Annotated in this window: 17 protein-coding genes; 14 read left to right on the plus strand and 3 right to left on the minus strand. The window is 40.8% G+C overall.

Annotated features, from left to right (window positions below; genetic code table 11):
- The first annotated feature begins 69 nt into the window (after positions 1-69).
- The 4 genes from RZ44_RS01665 (at position 70) to RZ44_RS01680 (ending at position 4718) form a co-directional block, all read left to right on the plus strand.
- The gene (locus RZ44_RS01665) at positions 70-849 is read left to right on the plus strand and encodes a TerC family protein (protein ID WP_035807761.1); all 780 of its coding nucleotides are present in this window, start codon (positions 70-72) and stop codon (positions 847-849) included.
- Between the two features lie 78 nt (positions 850-927).
- Positions 928-2376, plus strand: coding sequence for a S1C family serine protease (locus tag RZ44_RS01670; RefSeq protein ID WP_081962334.1), 1449 nt, complete (start codon positions 928-930; stop codon positions 2374-2376).
- A gap of 115 nt (positions 2377-2491) precedes the next feature.
- Positions 2492-3841 (plus strand): TrkH family potassium uptake protein, encoded by a 1350-nt coding sequence (locus RZ44_RS01675; protein ID WP_035807765.1) that lies wholly within the window; start codon positions 2492-2494, stop codon positions 3839-3841.
- 19 nt (positions 3842-3860) lie between these two features.
- On the plus strand, positions 3861-4718 hold the full coding sequence (locus RZ44_RS01680; RefSeq protein ID WP_035807768.1) for a metallophosphoesterase family protein: 858 nt from the start codon (positions 3861-3863) through the stop codon (positions 4716-4718).
- Positions 4719-4764: 46 nt separating this feature from the next.
- On the opposite strand, the gene RZ44_RS01685 is transcribed toward RZ44_RS01680, so the two are convergent.
- From RZ44_RS01685 to RZ44_RS01695, 3 genes are all read right to left on the minus strand, one after another.
- Positions 4765-5844, minus strand: coding sequence for an LCP family protein (locus RZ44_RS01685; RefSeq protein ID WP_052108725.1), 1080 nt, complete (start codon positions 5842-5844; stop codon positions 4765-4767).
- A 131-nt stretch (positions 5845-5975) separates the two neighbouring features.
- Positions 5976-6188, minus strand: a complete 213-nt coding sequence (locus RZ44_RS01690) for a DUF2187 family protein (RefSeq protein ID WP_052108726.1) — start codon at positions 6186-6188, stop codon at positions 5976-5978.
- A 74-nt stretch (positions 6189-6262) separates the two neighbouring features.
- On the minus strand, positions 6263-6730 hold the full coding sequence (locus tag RZ44_RS01695) for a sigma-70 family RNA polymerase sigma factor (RefSeq protein WP_035807770.1): 468 nt from the start codon (positions 6728-6730) through the stop codon (positions 6263-6265).
- A gap of 218 nt (positions 6731-6948) precedes the next feature.
- Here RZ44_RS01695 and RZ44_RS01700 point away from each other — a divergent pair, with 218 nt between their 5' ends.
- The 10 genes from RZ44_RS01700 to RZ44_RS01745 all read left to right on the plus strand — a co-directional run bounded on the left by RZ44_RS01700 (position 6949) and on the right by RZ44_RS01745 (position 16988).
- Positions 6949-7437, plus strand: coding sequence for a competence protein ComK (locus RZ44_RS01700; protein WP_052108727.1), 489 nt, complete (start codon positions 6949-6951; stop codon positions 7435-7437).
- A gap of 2 nt (positions 7438-7439) precedes the next feature.
- The gene (locus RZ44_RS01705; protein WP_035807773.1) at positions 7440-8960 is read left to right on the plus strand and encodes a hypothetical protein; all 1521 of its coding nucleotides are present in this window, start codon (positions 7440-7442) and stop codon (positions 8958-8960) included.
- Positions 8957-9763 carry a hypothetical protein gene (locus tag RZ44_RS01710; protein WP_035807775.1) on the plus strand — a complete coding sequence of 269 codons (807 nt, stop codon included), beginning with the start codon at positions 8957-8959 and terminating at the stop codon, positions 9761-9763. Before RZ44_RS01705 ends, RZ44_RS01710 begins: the two co-directional genes overlap by 4 nt.
- A gap of 167 nt (positions 9764-9930) precedes the next feature.
- A complete protein-coding gene (locus tag RZ44_RS01715) occupies positions 9931-10887 on the plus strand; it encodes an acyltransferase family protein (RefSeq protein ID WP_035807779.1) in 957 nt (318 codons plus the stop codon).
- A gap of 138 nt (positions 10888-11025) precedes the next feature.
- Entirely contained in the window at positions 11026-11835 is an 810-nt protein-coding gene (locus RZ44_RS01720; RefSeq protein ID WP_035807781.1) for an ABC transporter permease, read from the plus strand.
- A gap of 12 nt (positions 11836-11847) precedes the next feature.
- Positions 11848-12996 carry a glycosyltransferase family 4 protein gene (locus RZ44_RS01725; RefSeq protein ID WP_035807785.1) on the plus strand — a complete coding sequence of 383 codons (1149 nt, stop codon included), beginning with the start codon at positions 11848-11850 and terminating at the stop codon, positions 12994-12996.
- Positions 12983-13360 carry a hypothetical protein gene (locus RZ44_RS01730; protein ID WP_035807788.1) on the plus strand — a complete coding sequence of 126 codons (378 nt, stop codon included), beginning with the start codon at positions 12983-12985 and terminating at the stop codon, positions 13358-13360. The genes RZ44_RS01725 and RZ44_RS01730 overlap by 14 nt, the downstream gene beginning before the upstream one ends.
- On the plus strand, positions 13353-13976 hold the full coding sequence (locus tag RZ44_RS01735) for a hypothetical protein (protein ID WP_035807792.1): 624 nt from the start codon (positions 13353-13355) through the stop codon (positions 13974-13976). Before RZ44_RS01730 ends, RZ44_RS01735 begins: the two co-directional genes overlap by 8 nt.
- A complete protein-coding gene (locus tag RZ44_RS10965; protein ID WP_052108728.1) occupies positions 13976-16057 on the plus strand; it encodes a hypothetical protein in 2082 nt (693 codons plus the stop codon). The genes RZ44_RS01735 and RZ44_RS10965 overlap by 1 nt, the downstream gene beginning before the upstream one ends.
- A gap of 22 nt (positions 16058-16079) precedes the next feature.
- Positions 16080-16988 (plus strand): ABC transporter ATP-binding protein, encoded by a 909-nt coding sequence (locus RZ44_RS01745; RefSeq protein ID WP_081962336.1) that lies wholly within the window; start codon positions 16080-16082, stop codon positions 16986-16988.
- Positions 16989-16994: the final 6 nt, after the last annotated feature.

Here is a 16994-nt window from a genome sequence, read left to right on the forward strand (position 1 = left end):
GCAATTAATAAGGCGGGCTGTCTGTTTGGGTCTCTTTTTGTGTTTGATATAAAAAAGGAGGAAATAAAAATGGATACAGCTATTATACTGGAATACGCATGGGTGCTGATTGTACTAATCGGTCTTGAAGGACTGCTTGCAGCGGACAACGCAGTTGTTCTTGCAGTCATGGTGCGTCATCTGGATCCTGTAAGAAGAAGAAAAGCTCTGTTTTACGGGCTGCTCGGAGCCTTTGTGTTCCGTGTTATCGCGATTTTACTGCTCGTCTGGCTCGTACAGTGGTGGTGGGTTCAGGCGCTTGGTGCACTGTACTTATTCTACGTTTCAATATCGCACTTAATCGCGATTTACAAACATAAAGGTGAATCAGCAGATGATTTAGTTGAAGAACAAAAGGACAAGAAACAGTCAGGTTTCTGGATGACTGTATTTAAAGTTGAACTTGCAGATATCGCATTTGCAGTAGATTCAATTTTGGCAGCGGCAGCAATTGCACTTGCACTTCCCGAAGTCGGCGGGGATTTCTTCGGTGTAAACGCAGGTCAGTATTCAGTGATGCTCATCGGTGGTCTGATCGGTGTAATCATTATGAGATTCTTTGCTAATTACTTTGTGGAGCTGCTGGCAAAACGTCCGACACTCGAAGCGGCAGCGTTTGTTATCGTAGGCTGGGTAGGTGTTAAACTTGCTGTGCTGACACTTGCACACGAAGCAATCGGGATTATTCCCGCAGAATTCCCGCATTCAACAACATGGAAGATAATCTTCTGGGCTGTGATGGTTATTATCGTTCTTGCCGGCTGGTTTGGCGGCAGTAAAAAAGACGATGGAGACTCGAAGGAAGCATAAGTATAACGGTTAACGTTGGCAAGAATTTTTGAAAGGCATTATAATTATCTCGTAGAGCATTGAGATGGAGTGATTATTATGAGCGATGAAAGAAAACAACCGATTGACAGAGAGAAATACAGACGGACAGCACGAAATTTCACGGATAAAAATCAGACATCAGAAGAGTCGGATAACAGATTTGAGTTTACACGGTCACGTGAAGAACAGCGTGAATTTGGAACAGATAATGATGTTCCTGAAAATAAAGATGTTCATCCGGAAAACGGACGGGATGACAGTGTAACTTCTGAATACAGCGGACATCAGCGGAGAAATCCGGACAGTGGCGGGGGCTTCAAGTCGTTTCTGATGCCGCTTATCGCAGGAATTATCGGTGCATTGCTGGTTCTTGGCGCATACATGCTGTTTACCGGCAGTGGTGATGATGCGGAAGATGATTCGGCACAAACCGGCGGAGAGACAGCTTCTGAAGTTGATTCAAATCAGGACCTATCGGAAGTTAAAGAACAGCTTCAGGAAGAAAATTCTGATAAGGTAATTACAGATGTGACGGCAGCTGTTCAAAAAGCGAAGCCGGCAGTTGTATCTGTAATTAACATGCAGCGCATTCAGTCAGTTATACCCGGGATTAACAGTTCATCCGAAGAGGCTGAAGAAGCGGGCAGCGGTTCAGGCGTGATTTATAAAACTGAAGGTGACAGAGCTTATGTCATCACGAATCACCATGTAGTCGAAGGTGCAGAAGAGATTAAAATTAATCTTGAAAGCGGCGACTCTGTCGATGCAGAGCTTGTTGGAACAGACATTTGGACAGACCTTGCAGTATTGAGTATTCCGTCGGATGTTGTCGAAACAACAATTGAATTCGGCGAGAGCAGTAATCTGCTTGTCGGTGAACCGGCTATTGCCATCGGTTCACCGCTTGGTGAAATCTTTTCCGGATCAGTGTCACAGGGCATAATATCCGGTCTTGACCGTTCAGTACCGGTTGATCTCGATGGAGACGGCTCAACAGACTGGGAAGCGAGTGTTCTTCAAACTGACGCAGCAATTAACCCGGGTAACTCAGGAGGCGCTCTGATAGACGCTAACGGGCGTTTAATCGGTATTAATTCCATGAAGATTGGTATTGCAAGCGTTGAAGGAATCGGTTTTGCTATTCCTGTCGATGAGGTAAAACAGGTTGCAGCGCAGCTTGAAGAAAATGGTGAAGTATCCAGACCATTCCTCGGTATTACACTGCAGGACTTACTGACGGTTGCATCATCTCCTGTGTACGACCAGCTGCAGCTGCCTGAAGATGTGAAAGGCGGCGTAATTATTAGCGGCGTCCAGGAAAACTCTCCGGCTGCACAGGCAGGATTGCAGGCACTTGATGTTATTACACATCTCGACGGCGAAAAGATAAATAATATGGTTGAATTGAGACAGCACCTTTACTATGCGAAATCATCAGGTGAAGAAATGACTATTGATTTTTACCGCAACGGCGAACAGCAATCAGTAACAGTAGTGCTGGAATAAAATAGTCAGACGGAATCCCGTACGGGATTCCGTTTTTTTAATCAGTTCATCTCATTTTATTGTATAATGTGGCTATAAACTTTTATAAAGCGATAGACAGATTGGGGATAATCTTTTGAAAAAATTACGCCGCTGGTTTACAAACTTAAGCCCTCAGCGGGGCATACTGATATATTATTTTCTGGCATTGGCTGCAGCGACGCTGCTGCTCAGTTTTCCGTTTTTTTACGAGGAGGAAACTATTCCGTTTATAGATACATTGTTCGTTGCTGCTTCGGCAATTTCCGTTACCGGGCTGAGTACTGTCACTATAATGGAAACATTCAACGTTTCCGGATATTTATTGCTGATGTTCTTAATGAACCTCGGTGGAATCGGAATCATGGCGCTCGGTACATTGCTGTGGATTTTGCTTGGACGGAGAATCGGGGTCAGAGAGCGCCGGCAGATTATTGCCGATAACGCACAGTACAAAATGTCAGGTGCAGTAAAACTGGTACTGGATATTATCACGCTGTTACTTGCCGTAGAAACCGCAGGTGCAGTCGTTTATATTGCTTATTTTTATTCTGAAACAGGCGATTTAGCCTATTCATTTCTGCATGGTACATTTCTGTCGGTGTCAGCTACGACAAACGGCGGACTGGATCTGTACAGTAATTCTCTGACGCATCTGCAGGGAAATATTTTAATAGAAATTCCGGTAATGTGCCAGATTATACTTGGTGCAATCGGTTACCCTGTATTGATAGAGCTGAAGCATTTCTTCAGCAGAAATTCACCCGGATTCCGCTTTTCACTATTTACAAAAGTAACGGTATCAACATACGGCATTCTGCTGTTCGCAGGGGGTGCGCTGATATTCATACTGGAGTCGTTTAAATATTTTTCAGATAAAAACATCTTTTCGTCTGTTGTGACAAGCCTGTTTTTATCTGCAAGTACGAGAAGCGGGGGTATTACAACTGTTGCCGTGGAACAGCTGAGTGAAGTAACCCAGCTGATTATGAGTCTGCTGATGTTCATCGGAGCGTCACCATCAAGTGCAGGCGGCGGTATACGGACAACGACATTTGCAATACTTATACTGTTTTTAATTTCATTTTCAAGAGGCCGGCAGCACATTAACGTATTTCACAGAAGGATTGCAAAAAAAGATATTGAGCGTGCTTTTGCCGTGTTCACTCTCGCAGTCGGTCTGGTGTTTACGGGTGTATTGACAGTCTTAATTGCAGACGGTGATAAATTTACCCTGACTCAAATTATCTTTGAAGTGACTTCCGCTTTCGGTACAACCGGTACATCGACAGGTATTACGGGAGAGTTATCGACACTCAGTAAAACGGTAATAATGATATTCATGTTTGTCGGCAGAATAGGTTTCGTATCATTTCTATTGTCAATCTCCGGCAGACAGCGCGAACTGACTTATAAATATTCTGAAGAACGCCTGATGGTAGGCTAAAGCAGCGGAGGTGAACAAAATGGTATCTGAGTTTTTTAACGTCAAACTGTATATTACACAACATATGAATGAGCAGCTAGGTAAAAAGGAAGGTGTGACATTCAGCAAGATTTCAAGCGCGGTCAACAGTATGAATATTAAAGAATATGAACGGCCTATATTTTGTGATCTCGGCGGTGCTGTCGGAAAAGCAGTAAACACCCGCGGACCGCAAAATCCGTATGTTATGAGTATGAATCATCTACGGTATAAGTTTGCCACGCTGAATGTGAATGATTTGAAAAACATCGGTGCAGCAAGCAAGGCGATGAGAACATCATACTTTCCGTGGATCACTACAAATATCGTTCAGAAGTTTACGAATGAACCGTTTTACGGCCAGCCGTATAAAATTTTTAATGTGAACAAAATGAAACTGGCTGTTGTAGGCGGGTACGGTGGTCCTGCAGAGGAAAAAACAGAGCAGATTTCATCGGTTAACCTGACAGCATCGTTAAAAAAGTGGATCCGCTTTATGCACGGTAAGGAAAACCCGGACTACGTCATTGTGTTCGTATCAGATTTCACTCAGGATGAAAAAGAAATAGAAGAACTTAAAAACAGTCTGGAAGGTGTAGGGATTGTTATCACAGGTTCAGAATATACCGGAGACTATGAAGAACAGACAATGTCATTTACTACGACACGTATTCACGGTGAAAAAGTACCGCTTTATCACCATGTGCACAACGGGCATATAATGGAGCTCGATATCAGATTTAAAACCAGAGTAAATACGTTTGAATATCTTGGACACAGTATGGCAATAAGGGACAAAGAATTTTCAAAGGTAGCGGAAGACATTGAGTATCTGGATCTGATTCACAGGTACTTATGAATATGAACGTAAAAAAACATCTGCATCAGCAGATGTTTTTTTGTTATTATTCAATTCCAAAACCGTCACCGTACTGGTTTGAAGCACCGTCTTCTGCATATGCAGGAGGGTTATCCAATGTAAAGTTCTGAAGCAGATCCTGGCTGACTTCCTGAACCGGCTGTACCTGATCGCCGAGTCTGATACTGATTAAATCATTTGCTGAAGAAGAATCGAGCCCCAGTATATCACGGATAGTGTTGGACAGTGCGAAGATGTGCTCTTCGTCCGGCCATGCGTAGTATACACCGTTTGACTGGGCTGTAAAGCCCGTGCCCTGCAGCTGTGTTGATTCGAATGCAACATCGTTAAACAGATAGTATGATGCGAGTGAACGGATGTTGCCTGTCTCAAAGTTATGACTTGTATTGCTCGTAAAGATGTTGATTAAATCATCAACCTGTGACAATGTGCTGAAAGACTGTGCCTGTTTAAATACAGCTTCAATCAGTTCCATTTGACGGACACCGCGTCCAAGGTCGGAGTCGACGCTGCGGTTACGGATAACTGCTAATGCCTGTTCACCGCTTAAGTGCTGTACTCCTGGCTGTAGGCCGTTCATGGCGTACGGCACTTCGAATTCGACACCGCCGATTGCATCGACAATCTCGACGACTGCGTTCATATCAACACGGACGAAATGGTCGACCGGTACGTTAAGCAGAGACTCGACTGCATTCATCGCACCGACAGGGCCGTTGAATGCGTGAGCATGGTTGATTTTGTCGAAATAGTTCATAGATTCTACGTAAGCGAGCGTATCACGCGGGATACTGACCATTTTTACATCGTCATTATCGCGGTCAAATGTCGCTAAAATCATCGTATCTGAACGGAAGTGGTCTGCATTGATTTCGCCGCCCTGAGTTCTTTCAGCATCGGCATCAATACCTAAGATCAGAACCGTAAAGTTGTCGTTGGATGCATCGACATCTTCGACACGGAGTTCCGAACGTTCGCGGTCAATCTCCTCATAGGAGTCTGATACTCCGCTGTTAAATGCATTAAACAGATAAAGAATATAGATGACTGCTGCAAGAAGCACGACACCTAAAATGATAAAGATGGTCCATAAAATTTTCTTCATATTAATAACCCACTTTGGAATTTTTTTCAATGTTAACTCAAATATATATTTAATGCACAGCGGTTGTCAATGAAACGAATAAAAAAGACAGACAGCCGAAGCTGCCTGCCTGTTTCTCTTAGTTACTCTTATTAATCCGTGGAGTCGTCAATAATTTTGTATCTTTTATGATTAACTACAGTTTTTTCGAACATTTCATGCTCGTCAAAATGATCATTAATAGTAAGGTCTACAATAACTGAGTTATCATTAATTTTTTCAACTTTCCCAATCAGGTCATCGAATGAAACGATGTTGCCGACTTTAACGTCCAGTTCTTCTTTTTCCTTCTTCTTAGCGTCCATGTATATTCCTCCACTGCAATAGCGATAATGACTGACATTATACTATAAATACAAAAAATTACAAGCAACATCCCTTATGGAGTAAATGACCCCCGGAGTTTATCTCTTGCATTTCTCCGTATGTTTTTAACCGTGGACGGACTGACACCGAGCTGTATGGAAATTTCGGCAAGAGTATAGCCGGACAAGGTGAGCGTAAGCCATCGATATTCCCGTTCATTTAATATACGAAGTGAATTGTTTTCCAGATTGTATGTGTCATCAGTTGAGGGGTGTGTGTCCGGCGTACCGGAAGATGTCCCGTATCTTTCCTGCTGTCTCGATACTTTCCGTATTTCGTCAATCAGCCGCTGTCGGATTATCGTATAGACAAACCGGGATTCGCTGCATGATGCTTTAGCAGGATCGAATTTTTTCACGGCTTCATATACAGCGATGCGGCCGATCTGCATGTATTCGTCTTTATCGTATAAAATATTGAGCTGATTAATAATACTGTAAATCATTGGTTCATAGGAAGTAATCTTATCATTTAGTGTCATTTAAGCAGTCCTTAAATGAATCGATTCATATGCATGTATTTCCGGATATGAGTAATATATGAAAATACAAACCGTATATAAAGCAGTAAAAACGACGAAATTCATCATTAAAAACAACTTAAAAGCTATTTTTGTTAACAAAAGTTAAAAATATATTAAATAAGTTAACTTAAGGATATAATAATGATAATTAGTTAATTTGATGATGAGGTGAGAATATGCTGACTGTTCCTGAACTGACGCCGCAGGTGCTCTATATCGAACCGGTAGTTCATCCGGAGTACTTATGCCGTGCTGTTCATACTGATGGTGTAATATACTGTAGACAGACATCAGAACGCTGGATTGATGACACACTGATTTATTTTTATTCGAGCAGTATTAAAGTGAGAAGACAAAATGTTAAACTGATTCATAACATTCATAAACTCCAGCCGATAATAATTGATGAGAAATATCAGTTTGTATTATTTCCTCTGGAGAGCTGCAAATACAAAAATCCGTTTTTTGTAAACCTGCGCCAGCTGATCGATTTTAAACTCGTGAACGGCAAACTGGTCATTATATTTATAGACGGACGTGAAGTCGAAACGGATTTTGATTTCAATTTTTCGAAGAAACAGTATGAGAAAACGCTGTTCATACTGGACAGAACGGTTAAACACCAAAATGCACTGAGAAAGTATTACAGAGACAGGGAGGGATAACTATGGCGATACTCGCAGCCGGCGGAATTTATAAACATAAAAATATGCTGACCGGCGGCCATTTGATATCCGCCCTCGCGGCCGCATATACTTATGATGAAGTGTTTATACATACGAACTTCAGCTCGGATGAAACAACGCTGACATCATGGCTGAAAGAATCGCTCAGACAAAATGGTGTCACGTACAGCAGCAGCCGGTCGGTTTCTGAACCATACGGCGAAATGGATGAACACGGATTTACGGTAAATTCAAATGTATACGATACTTTCAATCAGAAAGATAAATATTTAAATAGCATAGAACAGGTTATTTTAACGACGGATATCGGAGAACGGGATTTCCGGTACATATTGAACTTTGCACGGCGAAATCATTTAAAAATAATCATCTTTTCATGCGGTGAATATCTTCCCCGAAATGTTGATGTAGCGGATATAATAACACTTGAAGAGTCGGGGATCCCGAACTATCATCTGTATGCTGACACCATTAAAAATATTCTTGCTGACAGGGGGATTATCAGCAGAAAACATGCAGCAGACAGAAATATACCTGAAACTGCGGTAAAGCGGACCGGGAGAACGGTCATGCAGCTGTTCGTACTGGCGGCAGTAATAGTGCTGGTGTTTACGGGAGGCTTTAAACTGCTTGAATATATCAGCAGTGACAGAGCATTGTTTGAAGCTGATATCAGCTGGAATCAGGAAGTGATGCACGATGACTGTGATACTGTAAAAACATGTGCAGCGCTCGGTGATGAGTATTTGGAAGAACTGAAATCGTATGTGGATCTGCAGGATGAGCCGTATATCTTTTTTGAAAACAGGACGCGGACAACATTCATTAATTATGAGATCAGCGATTTTAACATAACCGGGAGTGAAAAAGTTAATCCGCTGCCGTTCGGGAAAGAAGAAATGTTCACAGAGATGTGGGATGCCTTTCGGTATGTGTTTCCCCGCCGTTACATCAGGGATATAAATGAATACCGCCTGTTCTCTGACGGAGAAGGGAATACAGCAGCCTATGTATCGATTAGAGGAGATGGGACGGTCCTTGCGATGGATGTAAGGGACAACACACATAAGGCAACCCAGTACCGTAACCTGATACATGAATTCGGACATATTTATTCACTGCCGATTGAAGATTTTGATGAATCATGCAGCAGTACGGACATTTCATGCGCAAAAGAAGGCTCGGTTATTAATAATCACCGGGAACGTTTCTGGTCGCAGTATGATGAGCATTGGCACGAAAACTCAGAAAAGAGCACACTGCAAGTAGAAGGATTTTATAATAATAATGTGACCGATTTTTATGTGCCGTATCAGGCGACGAATGTTAAGGAAGATTACGCAATCACTTTTATGAAGTTTATTACGGAGAAAATCCCGGCAAACAGTTCTCAACTGCGCGATGTTAAAGTACAATCAATGTATGAAGACGCTGAACTCGTTGCGTTGAGAGTGGATATTTTAAAATCATTTGTTCAGTTTGAGAAGGAGAGAGCAACTTGAAGCTAAAAGTTAAAGTGAGAGATTACGAAAGCGGGATATCAATTACAAAAATAGATGTGCCCGGTGAATCGACAGTCGATCTGCTGCTTGGAAAACTGGTGCAGGAAGACCTGTTATTTGATTCGTATTTACCTGCTATTAAAACGATGGGCTATACATATGGGGAATTTCATAAATTAAAAACATCCAGCCTGTTTCACGGCAAGGAGAAAGCAGTGCTGACTTCCGACAAAGTTGAAATAACAATCACTCAGAAAAAATCGAGTGAGGGACATAAAGCAGGGCAGTTGCTGCTGGACTACTCGCAGCTGGTCAACGTCGTTGATAAATTCAAGGACCAGGAATCGGATTTCGGTGTTCAGTACGGCACGGTATTTTTTGTGCAGCAGGAAAAACACCAGTATCTGATCAGATATGAGGAACACGGATTTGAACTGTATCACTTTAAACTGCAGTACGATAACGCATTTAAAGATGAAGACAGATTCCCCTTTATGATACTCGAGCTGAAAACAAAGGCGGAACTGACGGCGAGTGAACTGAAATGGACGAGAACGATAATGTTCCCGTCGAAAGAACGTAAGAATCCGATTATTCATCTCGAAGTGTCAAAACTGAATCAGGGCATAGTCGATGAGCTCGCAACACTCGTTCACCGCGTGATGGTAATCATCGGTAAATTCCAGGTGACAAAAACATCCCTGGAAGCAGAAGGCAGGCTGCCGTCATATGTACAGCTGAACGAAAGAAATTCAATCGGCTTTGTAGAAGTCGAACAGCTGAAGCGGATCGTGGAAGCGTAAGCTGCAGCTTTTTAAATGTGGTACAATAATATACTGATTTAATTTTGGACTGAAAGAGGCAGAGATGATGTTTATATGATAAAATCATTTGCCGAAACATTCGAAGTGTTGCTGTAGCGTGTCGTCAAGATCGCATTAAACTTATAAAGTACTAGATTGGTGATTTGGTGGAGAAAAAACGTATAGAATGGCTGGATATTGCAAAAGCAATCAGTATTGTACTGGTTGTACTCGGGCATTCCGGCCATCCATTTTTAGATGTATATTTAGGCTGGTTCAGAATGCCGCTGTTTTTCTTTTTATCGGGTATTTTATTTAAACCGGTAATGTTTAAGAGCTTCGGCGTCTGGGCAGGCAGGAAAACTTACAGAATGATGGTACCGTATTTCGTATACGGTACAGCGATTTTTGCAGTATTCAATTTAGAGAACTTGAACATGCTGCCTGATCATCTTTATAATCTGCTGTACGGAGGAAGCGGACTGCAGGGGCCGTACGGGGTATTCTGGTTTATAACTGTGCTGCTGTTAACACAGATTCTGCTGGGCCTCATGAGCAATTTATACAAATGGCTGCAAATAATAATTGTTGCAGTGTTGTTTGTTGCCGGACACAGCGAGTTTATTATCGCGTATGACTGGCCGTGGAATGCCAACGTGGTAATGATTGCTGTGTTTTATTATTCGCTGGGTTACTACGGCAGCGGTATAATAAAAAAATATCACGACTCTTTCCTGCTTGCTGCATCGTCAACAGTGTTCGCAGCTGTTGTAATTATACTGTATGCAAATGGGTATATGGACTATTATCTTAATCTGAAAATGAGTTCATACAATCATTTTATACTGGATATAATTGTTCCTCTGCTGTTCTTTATGCCGGTAATTTATATAAGCAGTATAATAGCGAAGTTTCCTGTTAAGGAAGTATTTAAAGTTTTCGGGCAGTACTCCATAGTAATTATGTATCTGCATTTACCGGTTAATATTTTCTTCAGAACAGTACTGGAATACGATGTAACATCGTTTGAATTTACAGTGCTTGGTGTGATGATTCCTGTAATAACCGGCTATATTTTCAGCCTGACGAAACCGACGAGATTGTTATTTCTCGGACAGAAATAACAGAATAAAAAAGAGCAGACTCAGGTCTGCTCTTTTTGTGTAATTATGGGTTTTTAAATGACACCGATATGAATTACCATTATAATAAATGAGATACAAATTTATAAATTAAAAAGTTAACATATAAGAGGGAATGTAATGAATCACGTAATAACTTTACTTAAAGAACAATTTCAAAACCTCCATTTAATATGGAAACTGTCGATTTACAATGTTAAGAGTGAATACTCAAATCATTACCTGGGGCTGTTCTGGAACATTCTGCAGCCTCTGATGCAGGCCGCGATTTACTATCTTATCTTCGGACTCGGCCTGAGAGGTGCCACAGCACCGGATTCAGAAATTCCATTTATAGTTTATCTTATTTCGGGACTGTTCCCCTGGCTGTTTATTTCACAGGCGATTAACATAGGGTCAAATGCTATTTACGCACAGCTCGGACTGGTCACTAAAATGAGATTTCCATCCAGCGTATTGCTGTCAATTTCATTTACAAACAGCTTAATAAATCTCGGATTTATGACATTTATTATAATGCTGATTTCAGTATTCAGCGGCTTTGTTAATCCATTGTATTTCTTAATGCTGATATATTTTGTGATTGCATCATTCGCACTTGTTTTTGCAATCAATTTAATTATGAGTACGCTTATTATACTGGTAAGGGACTTTAGAAATGTACTGCAGAATGTAATACGCATGGGCTTTTTCCTGACACCGATTTTCTGGCAGCCGGGTGAAAGAGGCGGATTGCTGCAGTTAATATCGGATTTAAATCCGTTTGCATATCTTGTACAGAACTTCCGTAACGCATTAATTTACGGAGACGGTCTGTTTTACGGGACGATGGAGCAGCATATTTATTTCTGGGCAATTACCGTTACTTTCCTTCTCGTGGGAAGTTACCTGCATATTAAATTCCGTTACAAATTAATTGATTATCTATAAGGTGGTAAAACGATGAAGTATTTAATGATATGTAATGCATATCCGACACTGCAGAACCTGTATGCAAACAGCTTTCTTCACAGAAGAGTCAAGGCTTATCAGCAAAAAGGTCTCGAAGTCGATATTGTTGTCATAACAACAAAAGTACTTAAAGATAAATATTACGATGGTGTACACATTAAATACATGGATGAATATCAGATTGCATCATTTTTACAAGAGAATGATTATTCCACAGTGTTATTTCACTTTATCAACAGAAAAATGTTTTACGGCATCGATCAGCTGGAAGAGGAAAAGCGGCCGAATATCGCAGTATGGCTGCATGGCTTTGAAGCGGAAGCATGGCACCGGAGATACTACAATTTCCTCGAGAATATCAGCCAGCTGGATAATGCGCTGGAACGGAAAGACACTGTCTTTGAACCGCAGAGGGAGTTTTTAAAAGACATTATGACGAGACAGGATTTAAATATTAAATTTATTTATGTCTCAAAGCGATTCAAGGAACTTTATGTGGACCCTTATGTCGGTGTTGTACCTGACAACTATCATATTATCCACAATATTATCGATGATGAACTGTTTGAATATCATAAGAAGTCAGCGGACGACCGTCTGAAGATCTGTTCAATCAGACCGTTCACTGCCCGCAACTATGCGAACGATATTACGGTCGATGTTATTAAACAGTTAAGCAGGAAAAGGTATTTTAACAAACTTGAATTCAACATTTACGGAGACGGAAAATTATTTAATGTGCTGACAAACTCATTAAAACAATTTGATAATGTCCACCTCCATAAAGGGTTTGTAAAACAGGATGATATACCTGAAATACACAAACAGCACGGCATCTATCTCGGACCGTCCCGGCACGATTCACAGGGTGTATCACTCGGTGAGGCTATGAGCAGCGGTCTCGTACCGGTATCAAACGCCATTGGAGGTATTCCCGAATTCATTACACATAAAGAAACCGGGATGCTGGCAGCGAGGGATGATGTAAGTGAAATGGTCGAACATATTGATTATTTATATAAACACGCACGCAAATTTAAAAAGATGAGTGCACAGGCCTCAAAAAGCATTAAAAAACAGGCAGGTCTGGATACTGTAATAAGCAGGGAAATTGAGGTGATCACTAATGGCTGGAGTTAACTGGGAAAAAGCATATCATGATCTGGAAGAGCATATTGAAGCCATTATGCGGGAAACGAGTAATCTGGTAAACAATGCATCTCCAAAATTAAAGCTGAATGATGTATATATAACAAAGACGGACTCACTGGATGTCATTATTGATGCAACAGGTGAGCGGATGGAGTATGCAATCGATCTGATCGACCGTAAAGGAAAAATGGAAACAATTAAAACCGGTTATCAGAAGTCCAATACATTTTCTTTCGATATTCCTGACGGAAGGTATTCAATTACCGCATATGCGAAAGAAAGTGCCAAAGATAACTCGAGAGTATTTGAAAAAATATCAGTAAACTTTAAACGGGTGCAAAGTAATGAATAAATTCTATATGGAACTGGACAACAGAGATAACGGCCTGTCAGTATTACTGACAATTGCAAAAAACGAAGGAATCCAGAACTTATATAAGAGACTCGGCAATTATGATATGTCTAAATTTATCGATTTAACCGCCCTTGATACCGGTAATGTATGGAGCATAATCGATGAATTTCCATCTGAAGAAATGGATGCCGTCTTTATTATCAGCGATATACAGATCAATGAAAAACTGCTTGATAATGCCCGTAATATAGCGGATATAGACTTTAAGAATAACCGGTATTATTTACAATCCGGAGTACAGGAATCCGGTATTTTGGAAAAGTACAAAATGCTTAATATTAATGTTAAGCAAAAGAGTAAATCATACGAACTGGAAATCGTTGAAAGCCTGCTGAGAGAGCACGATAAGAACAATGAAGTCATCAGCACTCTCGAAAGAGAAAAGCAGCAGCTGCAGATGACAGGTTCAAGAGCTGATGACGATGATCTTGAAAAACGCTATTTGGATTTAATGGAAAAGTATAAACAGTCACTGAGCAGGCTCGAACAGCTGCGCAGCTCTAAACTTGGTAAAATGCAAGTTGCATACTGGAACAGGAAAAGAGGATATTAATGAAGCTGGTTAATAGAATCAATACAGCCGATGCAAACTCACAATATATAAATAAGGTGATATCGACGTTGTCGCAGTCACGACCCGTGGGGCTGACAGTGATTCAGTATATTTCAGATATTCATGAAGCGGAAAATGTGCAGCCTGCAGCTGCTGACGCTAATATGAATGTTGTGATTGCAGCTGACAGCAGAGAAGTATACGAATTGGTACAAAAACGGGCAGATGAACGGACAACTGCTGTTTTTGGGACGGTTGAAGATGCAAAAATGTATATTAAATATTCACACGTTCTGATTACCGGGGGGAGCCTGACTGTTAAGTTTAACGGCGGAATACCGGATTTACTAAGTAATCGGCTATACCTTACTGACATCCGGGATAATGATGCGCTGGATGCGAAAATTTACAGGAAGTTTTTAGCAGATAACAATATTGATGAATATAACTTCGATTCACATACAGTCGAAAAACTGATCAGGGAAGCCAACTGTATCATTCCGTCGGACCTTATATTTCATCACAGCTTTTCTGATAACTTCTCGTTCCGCTTTAATATCTGGATGTCGAATTTAATGGCAATTGTCAACTTAAACGGCGAAGTAGTTACAGCAGAAGAGATTTGTGTTCACGGGGCAACTGAGAGAGGCATACCTGAAAACTACAAAGAGACTTTAATGTGTATTAAATATATCGACAGTAAAATTACAAAGCGCTTTGATGATGCAGTGTCGGAAGTGCTGCAGTACTTCAATAAAGTGTTTACAGCCAATTTGAAAAATTATATCGACAAGGGAATAATTACGAGAGATGACCTTATTATGGAGATGGAATCTCTCGGCATTGAAAATATATATTACTCAGCCTTAAATAAAGGAGATGCGCGCAAGCTGGTTCTCGCATACTGTTTCCCGCCGTTTAATGATACGAGCGGCAATGTTATGGCTAAAAGAATTTTTGAAGCGGGTGACATCGTCGATGTTATTTCCAACGATATGAGCCGTATCCGTAAAAAGGACAATAAGCTGCTTCATATTATGTCGCATCTCCTGGATTCGCAAATTGTTCTGACCGGGCCCCAGGCATTCAGCAGCTGGACGAGCATCGAAGAATATATGCAGGGTGTTTATGATAAATATAAGCTTTATGAGGACAAATATGATGAAGTGTATTCGAGAGTAATGTTCCCGCACTCGCATTTCGCAGCATTCGAAATAAAAAAAGAAAATCCGGGTATAAAATGGGTGGCTGAGTTCTCAGACCCGCTCTATACGGATGTTTCTTCAAATCTCAGATATGCCCCGATTGAAGACGATGATTATATTGAAATGCTGAAGGAATATACCGGCGAAGAATACAGCCGTCAAATCGATGATAACTCGTTCAATGTATGTGAAGTTATTCCTTTCCTGTATGCCGATGAACTGATTTTTACGAATCAATATCAGATGGAGTATATGATGGAACGCTTCGATAACAGTATTAAAGAAATGGTTAAGAGTAAAGCGGTAATCAGCCAGCATCCGACACTGCCGCGTGAAATGTACGATATTGTTAAATCATTCTATAAAGTTAAGCAGGAAGAAATAAATATTGCCTACTTTGGAAACTTTTACGACACACGCGGCTTCAGACAGATTGAACTGGTGGCAAAACAGCTTTATGAAACGAATATTAATAATTTCAAAATCCATGTCTTTACAAACCTGAATAAAAAAACGATGAGATTCTACAGGCAGAGTGAGTTTAAGGAATATATTGAAATGAATCAGTATGTCCCTTATTTTGAGTTCCTCAACTTAACGGATCTGATGGATGTACTGCTTATATTCGATGCCGAAACTGTCGGCATTAAACCGTACAATCCATATGTCCCGTCAAAATTGAGCGACTACAGAGGCAGTACGAGTAAAATATGGGCATTTACGGAAAAGGACAGTGTGCTTGATTTAACGGATGAAGAAAACCTCTATACTGTTCAGCAGCATGATTATTATAAGTACGGTGAGGCATTTGTGCAGATTTCAGAAGATATCGGCAAGCCGGTATATAATGCAGCTAATATTAAATGCCTAAATTAACACTGACTTGGAAGTGGAAAAAATGACTTATAAAGTTAAAGTTGATAATGTATCAAAAGTCTTTAATACAACGAGCAATAAAAAGAAACTGTGGAAAATACTGTTCCCGTTTATGAATAAAGAACAGGAATATTATCACGCACTGAAGAATGTTTCATTTGAAGTGGAACCGGGTGATTCGGTGGGCATTGTCGGTTTAAACGGTTCCGGTAAATCAACGCTGTCGAATCTGCTCGGCGGAGTGACAGTACCGTCATCTGGTGAAATCAGCGTCGACGGAAAACCGTCACTTATTGCGATTTCCGCAGGTCTGAATATGGAACTGACCGGGAAAGAGAACATTCACATGAAATGTCTAATGCACGGTCTCAGCGAGAAGCAGATTGAAGAGCGTTACGATGATATCGTGGCATTCAGTGAACTGGAAGATTTTCTGAATCAGCCGATTAAATCGTATTCTAGCGGAATGATGTCGCGTCTCGGATTTGCGATTGCGGTTCACACTGATCCGGATGTACTGATTGTTGATGAGGCTCTGTCGGTCGGTGATGATACATTTACCAGCAAATGTATTGATAAAATGAAAGATTTCAGAGAACAGGGTAAAACTATTTTCTTTGTCAGCCATTCGATTCCCCAAATACAGCAGATGTGCAACAAAGCAGCATGGATTCACTTCGGGGAACTGCGTGAATACGGAGATTGCATACCTGTAGTCGGACTGTATGCACGATTTGTCAGAGGCTACAATATTAAACCAAAGCACATTCAGAAACGCTATAAAAAAGCGATGATTGAAGGGCAGAGAACTACCACATTTGATGCAGACAAAAATGATACGAAATTTGGTATATCGAATAGTATACTTTTAATGATTTTTTCGGTTATTATAGTTGTGATGGGTTATTTACAAGCAATTCAATATCTATAAGGTGCT

This window comes from Jeotgalicoccus saudimassiliensis (genome assembly GCF_000756715.1).
GTDB lineage: Bacteria > Bacillota > Bacilli > Staphylococcales > Salinicoccaceae > Jeotgalicoccus > Jeotgalicoccus saudimassiliensis.

Bases quoted from the DNA above. Each gene is read 5' to 3' on its own strand.
- RZ44_RS01695 (WP_035807770.1), bottom strand. From the start codon at position 6,730: ATGACACTAAATGATAAGATTACTTCCTATGAACCAATGATTTACAGT.
- RZ44_RS01730 (WP_035807788.1), top strand. From the start codon at position 12,983: ATGGCTGGAGTTAACTGGGAAAAAGCATATCATGATCTGGAAGAGCAT.
- RZ44_RS01725 (WP_035807785.1), top strand. From the start codon at position 11,848: ATGAAGTATTTAATGATATGTAATGCATATCCGACACTGCAGAACCTG.
- RZ44_RS01735 (WP_035807792.1), top strand. From the start codon at position 13,353: ATGAATAAATTCTATATGGAACTGGACAACAGAGATAACGGCCTGTCA.
- RZ44_RS01665 (WP_035807761.1), top strand. From the start codon at position 70: ATGGATACAGCTATTATACTGGAATACGCATGGGTGCTGATTGTACTA.
- RZ44_RS01680 (WP_035807768.1), top strand. From the start codon at position 3,861: ATGGTATCTGAGTTTTTTAACGTCAAACTGTATATTACACAACATATG.
- RZ44_RS01690 (WP_052108726.1), bottom strand. From the start codon at position 6,188: ATGGACGCTAAGAAGAAGGAAAAAGAAGAACTGGACGTTAAAGTCGGC.
- RZ44_RS01670 (WP_081962334.1), top strand. From the start codon at position 928: ATGAGCGATGAAAGAAAACAACCGATTGACAGAGAGAAATACAGACGG.
- RZ44_RS01700 (WP_052108727.1), top strand. From the start codon at position 6,949: ATGCTGACTGTTCCTGAACTGACGCCGCAGGTGCTCTATATCGAACCG.
- RZ44_RS10965 (WP_052108728.1), top strand. From the start codon at position 13,976: ATGAAGCTGGTTAATAGAATCAATACAGCCGATGCAAACTCACAATAT.
- RZ44_RS01685 (WP_052108725.1), bottom strand. From the start codon at position 5,844: ATGAAGAAAATTTTATGGACCATCTTTATCATTTTAGGTGTCGTGCTT.
- RZ44_RS01705 (WP_035807773.1), top strand. From the start codon at position 7,440: ATGGCGATACTCGCAGCCGGCGGAATTTATAAACATAAAAATATGCTG.
- RZ44_RS01745 (WP_081962336.1), top strand. From the start codon at position 16,080: ATGACTTATAAAGTTAAAGTTGATAATGTATCAAAAGTCTTTAATACA.
- RZ44_RS01720 (WP_035807781.1), top strand. From the start codon at position 11,026: ATGAATCACGTAATAACTTTACTTAAAGAACAATTTCAAAACCTCCAT.